Raw genomic sequence first — 13,458 nt, forward strand, 5'->3', positions numbered from 1 at the left:
AGATAGACCTAACCAACGACCAAATTGCACAGTTCCGGGTCACCACACCACGCATCAGCCCATCAAGGAGGAAGGTATCATGAAACGTTCAGCTCGACGATCAATTCGTGCCAACGGGCTATCGGGACCTGGCTGGTGACCAGAGTTGAGCGCAGCCCATAGCGATCTTCGAGAATTTCGAGCAGATGGTGGCGGGCATTGGCATCAAGATGCTCAAGCCCCCAATCATCAAGGATGAGCAAATCGACACGGGCCAGGGTCTTCATGCGGGCGGCGAGACGGCCATCACCCCTGGCAAGGGCTAATTCATTGAGCAAGCGCGGGAGCCTTGTGTAGAGAACAGAACGATTATCGCGACAGGCCTTGTGGCCAAGAGCGCAGGCCAACCAACTTTTCCCGATGCCGGCGGGTCCGATGATGGCCAGATTCTCGTGAGCGCAGATCCAGTCGCCCTTGATCAACATCTCGAAGAACCGGCGATCAAGCCCGCGCTGACGGTGATAATTGACGTCTTCAGGCATGGCGTGATGGCGTAGTCGGGCCTGTCGAAGGCGCAGCGCCAAGCGCCGGTCATTGCGCCAGGTTGCCTCGTGATCGAGCAGCAGCGCCAGCCATTCTGCGTGATTAAGGCTGGCCGCTTCATCATTGGCGGCAAGATCGGCAAAGGCCTTTGCCATGCCGATGAGACCAAGTTGCCCCAGCAAATCCAAGGTTGGGTGTTTCAGCACGTATCTTCCTTTCAGTGGTAATATCCCGAGCCCCGGATATTGGTGTGAAGGATGGGCTCGTGCTCCGGGGATGTCGGCACGGGCACACGATCGAGCCCCTTCTCGAGGATCGATTTGATGGAAGGATAATTGCGGGCCTGAACCTCGAGCGCGCGCAATGCAGCGGCCTCAAGCCGGTCGGCGCCAAAGCGCTTTTCCAGCCCGATAATGCCCAGACACGAACGATAGCCCTGTTCAGGATGTGGCCGGTTCTCGATGATCTTCTCGACCAGCAGCGACATCATCGGCCCGATCCTGCCGGCTTCCTCACGGATTTTGGCAGGTGTCCAGTCGCCATAACGCCGATGGCTGGCGGGCATGTGCTCGGCGATCGTCGTGTGCCGCCCATTGCCGGACCCACGCATGTGGACGGCGATGCGCTCGGAACCGAGGAATATCTCCACGGTGCGCGCCGTGATGCGAACTTCCACCTCGCGTCGGGCATAGCGGAAGGGCACCGAATAGTGGTGCTGCCGGCAAGCGATGTGATAATCAAGCCCGACCCGGCAGCGCTTCCACTCAGCATGAACCCATGGCTCAGGTGGCAGCGGCTTCAGGTTGGGGACATCGATGTCCTCGAACATCTGACGGCGAGTTTTGCCGAACTGACGCAGCACCCGCTTGTCATTGAGGTCGGCCAGGCACTCGCCAATTGCGGCGTTGATTTCGACCAGACTGTAGAAGATCCTGTTGCGCAATCTGCCCAGCAGCCAGCGCTCGACGATCCTGACGCAAGCCTCGACTTTGGCTTTGTCCCGAGGCTTCCTCGGCCGCGCCGGCAGCACTGCCGTGCCGTAATGACGCGCCATGTCGGTGTAGCTGCGATTGACCATGGGATCGAAGTGGCAGGCTTTGATCACCGCGACCTTGGCATTATCGGGCACTAACAACTGCGGTGCCCCACCGAAGAATGCGAAGGCGGTATTATGGCTGTCGATCCAGTCGGCCATCTGCTCGGTCCAGGTCGCATGCGCGAAGGACAGGCTTGAGCCGCCCATCACAGCAACGAATAAATGCGCTCGCCGGATTTCGCCCGTTCTACGGTCCACCACCACCGGCACTGTGTCGCCGGCATAGTCGACGAACAACTTCTCCCCTCCGCCGTGCTTCTGGCGCATCACCAGCGGCAGCCGTCCCTCCCAGCCCCTGAACAGGTCGCAGTACCGGCTGTACCGGTAGCCATCAGGATACTGGGCGATGTACTCTTCCCACAGAACCTGCAGCGTCACATGTTTGCGCTTCAACTCCCGCGCCACTGTCGGCCAGTCAGGCTCGGGCAGTTTACGATGACCGCGCTTCACACCAACCGTGCCATAAAGGCGGCGCTCGAGTTCCTCGTCGCCCACCTCGGGCGGAATGGGCCAGGCAAGGCCGCTCTTCTCGAACCGACTGATCATGTCCCGCGCCGTCGAGCGGGCAACACCAGTCAGCCGCGCAACCTCGCGAACCGCAAGCCCTCCGTCCCGGTACATCCGCATCACTTCGCGCAATGCGCGCATCTTCGCCCTCCTCGTTGCCATCCATTCCCTCCAGCTTGTCCAAAGCCAAAAGAATGGTCTCAACGATCAGGCTCGCCACCCCAAAAGGTGGGCGGACATTAATCGGAATAGGTGGGCGGGATCAGGTCGGAATCCCGGGCGGGAATTCCTCGGAATGGGTGGGCGGGATCGTCGGAATCCGCACGGTGGAGCCGCCGGGGCATCTGGACGCGTATCTTGGCGGCGCTGACGGAGGAAGGCTGGATCGCAGGAACTGGCCAGATCGATAGCAGCTAGATTAATGTCCACCGCAGCGCCGGTGGCGCAAAAGGGGGGCGCGGGCCAATGCCGTTGTCATCTCGCGTGGCGGCAGGACAACGAAGATCCACGCCCTTGTCGATGTTCTCGGGCGACCACTCCTCCTCGTCCTGATGCCTGGCAATACGTCGGATGAGAAAGGGGGCGACCTGCTGATCGGCGAGACCGTTCGCATGAAGCGGGTGATCGCCGACCCTGGCCTCGGCTACGACGCAAACCGCATAAGAGCCGTCTTGCTCGAGCAAGGCACGATCCCGTTGATCCCCCCGGTCGGCGCAACCGAAAACGTTCGTTCCAATATGACGAAAGCCGTTACAAAGATCGCTGGCGTGTCGAGGCCATGTTCTGCCGCCTCAAGGGCTTCCGCCGCATCGCTACCCGCTATGACAAGCTCGTCAGAGACTTTCTCCCAGCCGTAAGATTCGCCCCAGCCGTGCCCTTCTGGCTCTGAACGAGTCTCAACCCTAAGGTTGGGACTATCCGTGAAATCCGTGAGCTTTTGCAGATCATGCAAGGAGAGAATTATTATATTTTAAAATTTCTTCGGGTATATCATTCTTCACCCGTGTTGAATTCTTGGCGAGTAACTTTGACTACAGCCAGACATTGCCAGGTGTAGCCATCTATTTTTTGATAGTCGAAGCAGTCCTTCTGATTGACAATCCCGCCGCCGGCAAGCGCGATGGCCTTGTTGGTAGCATTCCTACAAGCTTCGTCTTGTGTGTTGCCCTTGCCGTAAGCCCGTTGCACGGTCGTAGCTGCGAGGCATTCTGACGAAAAAGCTGAAACTGACAATAAAGCGACCAGCGACATTATCATTCTCTTCATGTTAGCCTCCTTATTTTAAATGCAGAATATTAGCCGCACTAGCGTGTGCGATATCGAAATCGTAATCACGCACATGCCCCGGCACTTCCCCCAAAGGGGGGATACGTACGGAATTTTTTCCGCTATTTTTAAGCTGCGGCATACCTTCGCGCGGTGTGAAGGGCCGCGTCGGCATTGGTCGAGGGCTTCAAATGCGGTTTGATTTGGACGGGATCTATGCTGGCATCGAGGATGACGTGGCCTTCGCGCAACTTTCAGACAGAATAGCCGAATCTGTTGGAACCCGATCCGCTATATTTGTTGAGCTCAATGCGGCAGGCTCGGCTGTTGCCATGCAAATGTGCTACTGGCACCAAGATTTCATCCAATTTTATGCTGAGCACTTTGCTGCAAGGGACCCTTGGACCGCACTTGCCATCAATGTGGGCCATTTTGGGCGAGCGGCGGCGTTGGACGCCTACATGACCCCAGAGGAGTTTGCGCTGACAGAAATGCGCAACGATTGCTTCCGCAGCTTTGGCGACGATACGGGGCGGTGCCTTGGTGTGATGCCTGAGCCCGGCAAGCCGGGGCTCATGGTGGCGGTACACAAGGCGGAGCGGGACACCGCTTTCGGTGATGTGGAAGCTGCGTGGCTCAATGGCGTCTATAGCCACCTTGAGCGGGTAGTGCAGCTGCGGCGGATGCTTGAACGCCAGCGCGATCGCAGCGCGCGGTTGCAGGATTTGGCTGACCAGTCTGATCAGGCCCTTTTGCGGGTAGATCGGAACTTGCGGGTACAAAGTCTGTCGGCAAGCGCTCAAGCACTGCTTGAAAAGCGCGATGGCTTGAGCCTCTATCGCCACTGCATCATCGCAACGTCTGCCATGGAGAGGCTGCTCAAGACCGCAGTTCTTGGTGTTATAGAGAAACGAGTTGGGGCCCAAACTTCTATGCTTTGCCATCGGCCATCAGGTTTGCGCCCCTATCGCATCGTTGTTTTGCCAGCTGGCTTTTCCAGTGATGCCGGTGCGATCCTCAAGATAGATAATCCAGATGCGACGGCCCCTGCGAGCACCATTGATGCCATTCGCGTTGCTTATGGCCTGACTGCAATGGAAGCTTCCTTGGCGCAAGGACTGCTGCTTGAACAATCCGTCGAAGAAATCGCCGCAGGGCGCGCGGTTGGGCGCGAGACAGTAAAGACCCACCTCAAGTCTCTATTCCATAAAACCAGTGTCCATCGGCAAAGTGCCTTGCTCAAGTTATTAGCGACCTTTCCAAAAGTTAGGAGATGATAGGGCAGATAGCACTTGGATTTTGCTGATGTGAACGGTTGATCCCCACCCGAACTGGGCGTTGGAAAGGGGGGTAGCAAGGGGGGGAGGGCTTCGTTCCACGATCTTCCGTCAGTTGCTACCAAGTTACGCCGTTCCAGTGCATCTTGATGAGCGTCAGCATGGGCAAAATCCGGCCATTCGCCGCTTCCGACGATGCATTCGAAAGTGCAATCGGGAGGGATTTGCGGAAATATGGGATCAGCCGGCAATGCGCGGGCGGTCCTCATCTCTCAGTGCAAACCAACGCGAAGCAAACGCGACAAACACTTTTGAATTCAGCGGATAGCTGAAGAGATAGCCCTGCATCAGGTCACAGCCGATGTTTTGCAACTTGATAGCCTGTGAAGCGGTCTCAACCCCCTCGACAATACAAACCAGCCCTAGCGAATGGCAAAGGTTGACGACTGCGTCGATGATCGACACGCTGTAACTGTTGTCAAAATTCAGGGCGAAGCTGCGATCAACCTTCACCTTGTCGAGCGGCAGGCGATGAAGATTGCTAAGGCTGGAGTAGCCAGTACCAAAATCGTCCAGCGCTACCTGCATGCCAATCGCGCGAAATCGGCGGAGTGCATCGATGGCAGCGTCAAGGTTTCGCATCACCGCCGTCTCGGTCACCTCGATACAGAGGCGGCACGGATCAGCCGTTGAATTTCGGACCATGTCGAGAATCACATCTACCGTATCAGCAGAATGCAGATCGCAGGCAGATACGTTGACGGAGAGAGTTTTGCCAGGCGGCAGAACTTCCAGCAGTTCCAGAGCGCGACGCATGGCGTTTCGCGTGATCACATGGATAAGGGTGCTGCGTTCCGCTATTTTGACGAAGCGCTGGGGCTCGACCACCCCCAGTCGCTTACTCGTCCAGCGGGCCAAGAGTTCGCCGCCTACCACCGCGCCTGATTTCACCGAAACGATTGGCTGCACGTCAAAATACAATTCGGTTTCAAATTCAGTCGTGTGCAGTTCCCCCTCAATAGCGTGATCGTCCAGTAGCTGACGTTCCAGTTCCAGGTTGAATAGAACGGCTTGCCCGGACTTCTCCCGCTTTGCATGGTAGAGCGCGTGGTCCGCACGCTTGGCAAGATCGACCGGAGTGAGTTCGGGATCGACAAATGCACCAAGCCCGATTGATACGCCCAAGCTCACCTGTCGGTCGCAAATTCGCATCGGAGCAGCCACAACCGTGCATATCTTTTCCGCAAGCTGCAGAGCACCTTTTCCATCAAGCCACACGATCATCGCGAACTCGTCCCCTCCCACGCGATAGAGCGTGGCGATGGACCCCGCCGTGTAGCGAAGTAGACGGGCGACCTCCACGAGCACCCGGTCTCCAACCAGGTGGCCAAACGTATCATTGATTGGCTTGAAGCGGTCGAGATCAATCCATCCTACGGTCATGGCGTTGAGGTTGGCCGGGATGGTCGCGCTCTCCAAATCGGCATAGAAACGCCGCCGGTTGTACAGCCCTGTGAGTTCGTCGCTGTCGGCAAGCAGGCGTGCCTCCCGCTCCTGCCGACCAGCTTCGATGGCACTGTGAGACTGAACCGTCAGCTCTCGACTAAGACTTTGAACACGGCGCGCGATAACGGCGGCGACCGCCAGAAACGATACAATGCACAAGCAGATTACCGGCAGCAATTCGCGAACTGCCAAAGTGCCAGGAGCAAGGCGTTTCCAGGCAATCGTGCCGATCAGCGCACCCGACCAATCGTGTACCCCGGTTGAGGCTTCGTCCTCGGCGGTCGCGCCGTTCCGGGACCAGCGAAGATGCCGCAAACCAAAGCCTTTCCCCCACTCTTCGAGCAGTTTGTCATCGAGCAAGCGTATATCGACAAAAATGCGATAAGAGGACTTGTCGAGTGTTGCCGGGCCATTTTCCCGGACGATCGGCGAAAACGCTATCAAAGCCGGCGTCGTGCCTGCCTTTCCGATCAACACCATCGCGTCGCCGCGCCGTCTCACCGCTGTCTCGTTTGCAGGGGCACTGGCAAGCAAAGTTTTCAGCGTGCTGGGCCCGATCAAGTCAGCAAGAGGGGGCTCCCGTCCAGATGGAAGATGCGCGAACAACGTTCGTCCGTGTGCATCAATCACATAACTCAAGCCTATGGGCGTTCCCCATTGCGACACGATCCACGGATCGTCCAAGGAGCCGTAAGCATGAGCGAAGGCATCATCCCAATGTGCATTGATGTACGTTTCATTGCTGATACGCGAACGTTCGCGATCGATTGCCCCTGAAATCGAGACGGCCGACAGCCGGTCGGCATGATCGTCTGCATTCCAGACAAGGAAATTGACAATGAGCACGGAAGTCAAGACAGAAAGACATATCAGTACTGTCAGCAACGCTGCATGAGACGTGCTGCCGGCTCGCGAGACGCGTAACGCCGCGCGGTATACCTTCCCTAGCGTGGCGTAAAAATTTGCCATTGGCGGAAACTACTTGAAATAGTTTAAGGTGGGGTGAATCCTTCCTCCGGAACGCATACTTGAAAATACAGCTACTCTGGCACTAACGCTCGCTTTACTTTGTGACGATCATCGCCCATCGACCTTTATTGTTGGGATTCGGGCGATGGCCGAGGCAATCTGCCCGGAATGTGCGACGCGGTCGGCCTTGCTCCACACACGACCCTGCGCGATCCGTCGCGCAAACCTGAAAGCTTCGCTTGGCGAGGTCGATTGCCAGCATATACGCGTCTGCCATCGTTTCCTCCTTCGTGCGCCACCATGGCGCCGGCCAGCATCATACAATGCCGGTTGAAGGGGGTATCCACCGCATCACATCATATCACCACCAAATGATCTGCAGTTATCAGCAGGCCCAACTTCTACGAAATGGGTCGAAATATAGAAAGTCATGAGCGCCAAAACTCTGGCGTGCTGCCTGCAAGTTGGAATGCCCTGTACCGCGCAAGCGCTGTCAATAATTGGGAATATATATAAATAAATTTTAGAAATTTCCAAAAAGTGTGAGGGGCACATCCGGTGCTGTTTTCCGCTCAAATCAAGCGAATTTGTAAGGGGGGGGGGCGTCATCGTTCAGGACGGTTCTGACAGTCTCCCGTTGGCTAGCGAAGGTGGCCAGCCGCACTATTCATGTCGCTGCGCCGCAGTCTGCAACGGTCGGGCGGCGTGATAAAGATGGATGCCTCACTCCGACTTCGACTTTTGCTGCTGCTGCCTGCATGTCGTCCTTCCAAGCGCCGTCGATGCGGCGCTTGGAAGGACGACATGCAGGCAGCAGCAGCTTTAGAACCGGTCCGGAACGGCAACATTTTTCGCGGTGAGGTGGTGAGTGGCCCTTAGCGACGAATTTGGCCGATGGACGGCTTTGAACACGGGAGTTTATTCCGGCAGAGGTCGGAAAGGTTGGCGGCCGGGGCAACCCGGCAGCTTGCTGGCCTCTGCTGCGACAACATCATTGTCCTTAGTGGACGCACACGGCGAGATTATTCTTGTCGCGGGTTTGTCGCGGTGGAGGAGAGTACCTCGATAAAGCAACGGTGAGGCCAAGGTGGTGCAGGAGCGCGAGGTGATTATCAGCCGGTGATGCGATGGGCGCCACCGCAGGCGGCGGCGCCTTTATCAACTGTTGATAAGATGCTATATCGGCATCCAGACAGGAGTGTTTGAACCATGATCAGCGCGGATCTCGGACAGCAGTTGGAGCAATTTGTGGCAAGCCTGGTTGCGACGGGGCGCTACAATTCCAAAAGCGAAGTTCTGCGCGAAGGCGTGCGGCTGATCCACGAGAGGGAAACCCGTCTGGCGGCGCTCGATGCCTCGATTGCGCGCGGTCTGGCTGATGCCGACGCGGGGCGCACCACACCGGCGGAAGCGGCTTTTGATCGTCTTGAGGCCAAATATCGGGCGATGGGTGCGGCGGACGAATGATCGTCCATCTGACCACCGAGGCGGAATTTGATCTTGAGACCATTGGCGATTTCATTGCCCACGACAATCCCGCAAGGGCGTTGAGCTTTCTGCGCGAGCTGCGCGCGAAATGTCTGGGCCTGGCCGAGATGCCTGAGCGCTTTCCGATGGTGCCACGCTATGAAACCACCGGGGTAAGGCGCCGGGTGCATGGGGATTATCTGATCTTCTATCGGGTTGAACCGGGGAGGGTGGTCATCCTTCATATCCTGCACGGCGCCCAGAATTACACCGGCATCCTGTTTTCGTCGTAACGATGTCAAGCTTCAGGAGGCTTTACCGGTCATTGCGGGGCGGAGGTTTTCGGTATCCATCCGCGCAGGGCAGGCTCCAGAGGGCCGCCCAGCAGGCGCACCCGGCCTGCCATGGCTTTGACCACAATCTCGCGTGACAGGGCTTGTTCTCTGACCTTCGCGGCCGGGCCATAAAGCTCGGCTCCTTGAAGCCAGATCATGATTTGGCCCGCTGGCGGTGCGGTCATGATCCTTTGCGCAACTTCCGCCGCCAGAAGATCAGGGTCGCGCGTGCAGGAAATACCCACAATGCGCGCCTCTTCGAATTCAGAAAAGGAAGATGTCAGCCCAGGTTGGTCCTTGATGCGGGCGAACAGCGCGACAGCCTCGTCTTTGCGACCCAGACCATAGAGGGCGCAGCCCCTCATGGCGGAAAAGTAAGCCATGGAGCCAGGCGTTTTTTCGTAGCTCGGGAAAAGACCTGGCGACAATTGCTTGAAAGCCTCAATCGCCGCATCAAGGGCGACCAGCGCTTCATCATAGCGCCCCGATATCGCCAGCACTTCAGCCAGTGTTGTCTTTTCATTGATCTGAAAAGGAGACGGGCGGGTTTGCTCCTTGATTGAGTTTCGCAGCGATTCGATTGCCTGATCCAAGAAGCCTTGGCCGACCAGCAGATCGGCGATACGTATTTTCAAATCGCTGCGCATGAAATCGGCTGCGGTGCCACGTGGCAAGGCCGCCAGACGCTCTTTGGCGAAAGCCAGGGCTTCGTCGAAGTGGCCGGTATCCCTGAGTATCTTGATATATTGCAGAATTGCGCGGTTGTCGCCGCCGATGCCTTGCTGCATCCGATTCAGAGCGGGCAAGGATTTGGCATTTCCTTCTGCGGCCTCTTTCGCCTGCTTCAGTGCCCGGTCGCGTAGGATCTGCAGGTCATCGCCTGCCCATTTCAGCAGGGCGGGCCACGTAAAGGCCAGCCTTTCATCCGCCAGCACCGCCAGCGCGTCATCGGGCGTGGCAATCATGCGCAACCGCCGGGTCGTGCCGCCCAGTTCATGCGAAACCAGTTCGGCCCGGTCTTCGCGGACGATCAACTCTACCTTGCCCCAGCCGCCCGGCCAGGTCATTTCGACGGGCTCTGGGCCAGTTTTGGCAGCAGCCGGTAAGGGTAAGACCATGACCGCAACAACAAGCGGCAGAATAAGAAGGCCACCGATCTTTGTTTTAGTTTTCATCAGGAACAAGGCCTTCTGCTCATCTCTCTCGGATCAGCGTTAGAACAGATAGGCCAGATGACGCCAAGCGCTTTCGGCGGCGGATGAGGCAGGAGGCAACCGGTCCGCCTGCGGCGGAGGATCATGTGACGAGCCCTCTTGCTGGCTGTCGAAATACTCTCGCCTCCAAGCCTTGCTTTCGCCCTTTAGGGGGGCGAGCCTGATCTTTGAGGCATACCTTTGGCTTTGAGCAAGTCGAAGGGAATGGACGGTGACGAGGAGAAGTGTTCCCCGCGAAATGCTGTTGCTACATTCAAAATACTCCCGGCGCGGGCTGGGGGAGCGATGACGAGTCAGCATTGTTCAGCTTTTCAGTAGGACATTGAATGCCCGAAAGCTCTCAAAATGAACGCGGATGCCCTAGCGCTTATCGCGGCGACGGGCGGTAAGATCTGGGGAGTAAGGTGCGGCGGCCAGTTCGGGCCATGGTCACCGCATCGCCAGGTAGGGACCTTACCTGACCGTAAAAGGGTTTGCATAAACCTCTTCAATGTCACTGATATTGTCCGTGCTTTGTACTCTGCCGCGGTCCGGTGCGATCATCAGCATGGTTTAAGGTCAAAGCGCCGAGCCGCAAGCCAGCCCCTTATGGCCAGGCACTCATGCCCAGAAATTCTCATTTTATCGCCTCAATGATCTGCATGCTTATCGTGAGTATCATCAGCGCCAGGATAAAGCCTGCCTCTATGCGCAAGCGGCGATCATCCTTGTCATCATCGCGCATCAGATCACCATCTTTGAAAATTGGGGCGGTAAGAAAGTGCTTTCCGCCCCAGCATTTCATCAATTCGCAGCCGCAGGTGTAGCGGCCAATGGCGCAGCAATCGGCGCTGAAGGCGCAAGTACTGCGGCTTGCACAGGCGCGACGCCGGCTGGGACGCCAAACGAAATTGAATCAACCGTGTGCGTCCGTAACTGCTGTCCGTTGGTGATCGTGGCTGAATGGCCGGTCACAAAGGCGCCGAACACGCCGGCAGCAACGACCACCCCTACAGCGGCACCGGCATTGCCCTGTCCTTCTTGGCGATACGTTCCGTTCAGCGGGATTTGACGGTCGCCCAATTTGAGCCAGTTAAAGGTGATTTCCATCTTCGCTGATTTGCCAAATGCACCCTTACCTGTGCGATAGCTCACGGTCGCTTCGCCAGGAGTGCCCCGCGGGATCACGACGAAGCCGTCCTGCATCACATCGAAGACTGTCGCGATCTTGAATTTGTCCCCAACCTTCAAAGATTTGGTTGTCAAGGTGTCATTGGGCGTGACAACTACCTCAGTATTCGGCGCAAGTGTAATGGTGCGAAGGCCTTGGGCCTGAGCAAAAGCCGTGTTGGATGAAAGCAGCAATGCTGCCGTAGCAATCGATTTGAACATATGCCCCCTGCATAAAATTACGCCTTTGGCGCAGCTGCATATTTAAAGAGCCATCTCATGATGCAAAGGGATATTTACCTAGATGGATAAAATTCCGCTTCGTCGCGTGAAGGTGAACTGCACCGGATTTGCCGGACGAGAGTGGCTCGCGTCGTAAACTTGCGCGTGGCGGCAGCAGCGAGTCGCCGAATCAGGCTTTGAGGGACTGGGATTTTCAAAGGCGGCCAGGCTGATGCATCGCTGATCCTGCTGTTGTAATTACCTTGGCATCTAAGTTACGATCTGAGCCTTCGGGAACCTGTAGGCGTTGATTGCCGAGCGTGGGATCGGCGTGGCCATTCCGGGATCTTTTGTCGGGTGATGTGGTATGCGTTGAAATTGCTGGACAATTTCAACGGAAGCAAGCAACCGATTTCGGACAAGTGGCATGTGGTCGAGCCTTGCTCCAAGGTGAAAGGCCGATGGATCTTTGTATACCGGACCATCGATAAGGCCGGCACCGGGGGCGACTTCATGACCAGCGCAGTCATGTCGACAAAGACTTGTTGCAACCAGATGTCTCTGCTCTTTCTGTCTTGTGCATCCATCGCACAGGCGCAAAGAGAGCTATGTGCCGCTCATTCCAGCGGTGTAAAACACCGCCATGTTGCGCGGCGATCTGGATGAGAAGCGCATTGCCTCGCCAGAATTGCTCCCCTGTGAGATGCCGTTGCCTCATCTAAAGTGCTCCCGACGCGGTCCGGGAGAGAATGATGAGGAAGGTCAGCATGACGACACGGCGAGAACTGGTAGCGGCAGTCGGCGAGCGGTATCGTTCGTCGGATCGTGAGCAGAAGGGGCGGGTTTTGGACGAGTTCGTATCGGTGACGGGATATCATCGCCGCCATGCGATGCGGCTGCTTCGATCTTCTTCTGCTGCTGCACGAGAGAAGGCGCGACCTGGCCGGCAAATCTATGACGAGGCGGTTCGCACCGCCCTGATTGTGCTATAGGAGACCAGTGATCGGCTTTGCGGCAAGCGGTTGAAGCCGCTGGTCCCAATCCTCATTGAAGCAATGGAGGGCCATGGCCACCTTTCACTTGATCCGGCGGTGCGGGAGAAGCTGCTGCAGATGAGCGCAGCGACGATCGACCGTTCGCTGCGTAGCGCGAGAGATGCGGCGCCGGGCCGGCGACGGCGGCGGGGCGTTGCTGGTGCGCGAACAGACACTGCTGGTAGCTGTACTCACTCAACTGCGAGGGTTGATGCCCTTTCCTTTGCTGGGATTTGATTCCGACAATGACAGCGTGTTTATCAACGAGACCGTTCGGGACTATTGCATGGAGGCTGGGATAGCGTTCACCCGTTGCCGACCGTACCGGAAGAACGATCAGGCCCACGTTGAGCAGAAGAATGGCTCGGTTGTACGCCGCCTGGTGGGCTATCGGCGTTTTGAAGGTCTTGAGGCAGCCAGGGCGTTGGCCGAGTTGTATGCGGCAGCGCGCCTGTTCGTAAATTTCTTCCAGCCTTCCTTCAAACTGGCGGAGAAGCGTCGGGATGGTGCTAACGTTTATAAACGATACCATACACCTGCGCCTCCGTATCAGCGCCTGCTGGACGATCCTCGCACCTGCAAAGAGACCCGTGAAAGGCTACGCAGTGTCTTCGCCGAGCTCGAACCGGTGAAACTGTTGCGCGACATCCGCGGGGCGCAGGAGAAGCTGGTGATTCTGGCTGATGCGACGCCCGCCGAGGGGCATTCGGTCCCCTTGCCACTCGATGCGTTCATGGCGAGCCTGCGAACATTGTGGCAAGGTTCCGAGGCGCGACCCACCGCGAAGGAAAAGCAACCCCGGGAGTGTCAGGAATTCCGTGTACGGGGCGGCATAATGGGTAGAAAGATCCCCAATTATGGCACGACGCAAAGCCCCTTCGATCCCCGATGACC

General features: G+C 57.3%; 10 protein-coding genes and 1 pseudogene. 5 read left to right on the top strand and 6 right to left on the bottom strand.

From position 1 onward, the window contains the following. Nucleotides 1-77: 77 nt before the first annotated feature. Nucleotides 78-728, bottom strand: a complete 651-nt coding sequence (istB, locus tag GGR38_RS23415; protein WP_183629370.1) for an IS21-like element helper ATPase IstB — start codon at nucleotides 726-728, stop codon at nucleotides 78-80. A gap of 11 nt (nucleotides 729-739) precedes the next feature. After that, nucleotides 740-2,266 (bottom strand): IS21 family transposase, encoded by a 1,527-nt coding sequence (gene istA / locus GGR38_RS23420; RefSeq protein ID WP_183629372.1) that lies wholly within the window; start codon nucleotides 2,264-2,266, stop codon nucleotides 740-742. Nucleotides 2,267-2,601: 335 nt separating this feature from the next. Between istA and GGR38_RS24695 the strand changes: the two genes are divergently transcribed. Beyond that, on the top strand, nucleotides 2,602-2,982 hold the full coding sequence (locus tag GGR38_RS24695) for a transposase (RefSeq protein WP_183629393.1): 381 nt from the start codon (nucleotides 2,602-2,604) through the stop codon (nucleotides 2,980-2,982). A gap of 133 nt (nucleotides 2,983-3,115) precedes the next feature. Here GGR38_RS24695 and GGR38_RS23430 read toward each other — a convergent pair whose 3' ends face one another. Next, the gene (locus GGR38_RS23430) at nucleotides 3,116-3,391 is read right to left on the bottom strand and encodes a hypothetical protein (RefSeq protein WP_183629374.1); all 276 of its coding nucleotides are present in this window, start codon (nucleotides 3,389-3,391) and stop codon (nucleotides 3,116-3,118) included. Between the two features lie 191 nt (nucleotides 3,392-3,582). On the opposite strand from GGR38_RS23430, the gene GGR38_RS23435 reads away from it, so the two are divergent. Then, nucleotides 3,583-4,668, top strand: a complete 1,086-nt coding sequence (locus GGR38_RS23435; protein ID WP_183629376.1) for a helix-turn-helix transcriptional regulator — start codon at nucleotides 3,583-3,585, stop codon at nucleotides 4,666-4,668. A 240-nt stretch (nucleotides 4,669-4,908) separates the two neighbouring features. Here GGR38_RS23435 and GGR38_RS23440 read toward each other — a convergent pair whose 3' ends face one another. Continuing rightward, nucleotides 4,909-7,059, bottom strand: a complete 2,151-nt coding sequence (locus tag GGR38_RS23440; RefSeq protein WP_183629378.1) for a putative bifunctional diguanylate cyclase/phosphodiesterase — start codon at nucleotides 7,057-7,059, stop codon at nucleotides 4,909-4,911. 1,293 nt (nucleotides 7,060-8,352) lie between these two features. On the opposite strand from GGR38_RS23440, the gene GGR38_RS23445 reads away from it, so the two are divergent. Further along, nucleotides 8,353-8,610 (top strand): type II toxin-antitoxin system ParD family antitoxin, encoded by a 258-nt coding sequence (locus GGR38_RS23445; protein WP_183629380.1) that lies wholly within the window; start codon nucleotides 8,353-8,355, stop codon nucleotides 8,608-8,610. Then, a complete protein-coding gene (locus GGR38_RS23450) occupies nucleotides 8,607-8,903 on the top strand; it encodes a type II toxin-antitoxin system RelE/ParE family toxin (RefSeq protein WP_183629382.1) in 297 nt (98 codons plus the stop codon). Before GGR38_RS23445 ends, GGR38_RS23450 begins: the two co-directional genes overlap by 4 nt. 29 nt (nucleotides 8,904-8,932) lie before the next feature. Here GGR38_RS23450 and GGR38_RS23455 read toward each other — a convergent pair whose 3' ends face one another. Together GGR38_RS23455 and GGR38_RS23460 are read right to left on the bottom strand one after the other, a co-directional pair. Next, complete coding sequence (locus tag GGR38_RS23455; RefSeq protein WP_183629384.1) at nucleotides 8,933-10,129, bottom strand: tetratricopeptide repeat protein; 1,197 nt, start codon at nucleotides 10,127-10,129, stop codon at nucleotides 8,933-8,935. 813 nt (nucleotides 10,130-10,942) lie between these two features. Next, the gene (locus GGR38_RS23460) at nucleotides 10,943-11,530 is read right to left on the bottom strand and encodes a hypothetical protein (RefSeq protein ID WP_183629386.1); all 588 of its coding nucleotides are present in this window, start codon (nucleotides 11,528-11,530) and stop codon (nucleotides 10,943-10,945) included. A 752-nt stretch (nucleotides 11,531-12,282) separates the two neighbouring features. On the opposite strand from GGR38_RS23460, the pseudogene GGR38_RS23465 reads away from it, so the two are divergent. After that, nucleotides 12,283-13,345: pseudogene (locus tag GGR38_RS23465) on the top strand (transposase); the annotation flags it as partial. Nucleotides 13,346-13,458: the final 113 nt, after the last annotated feature.

The organism is Novosphingobium sediminicola, assembly GCF_014196525.1.
GTDB classification, from domain to species: domain Bacteria; phylum Pseudomonadota; class Alphaproteobacteria; order Sphingomonadales; family Sphingomonadaceae; genus Novosphingobium; species Novosphingobium sediminicola.

Excerpts from the sequence above, each read along its gene's own strand:
- istA (WP_183629372.1), bottom strand. The coding sequence starts at position 2,266 with ATGCGCGCATTGCGCGAAGTGATGCGGATGTACCGGGACGGAGGGCTT.
- GGR38_RS23430 (WP_183629374.1), bottom strand. The coding sequence starts at position 3,391 with ATGAAGAGAATGATAATGTCGCTGGTCGCTTTATTGTCAGTTTCAGCT.
- GGR38_RS23435 (WP_183629376.1), top strand. The coding sequence starts at position 3,583 with ATGCGGTTTGATTTGGACGGGATCTATGCTGGCATCGAGGATGACGTG.
- GGR38_RS23445 (WP_183629380.1), top strand. The coding sequence starts at position 8,353 with ATGATCAGCGCGGATCTCGGACAGCAGTTGGAGCAATTTGTGGCAAGC.
- GGR38_RS23450 (WP_183629382.1), top strand. The coding sequence starts at position 8,607 with ATGATCGTCCATCTGACCACCGAGGCGGAATTTGATCTTGAGACCATT.
- GGR38_RS23460 (WP_183629386.1), bottom strand. The coding sequence starts at position 11,530 with ATGTTCAAATCGATTGCTACGGCAGCATTGCTGCTTTCATCCAACACG.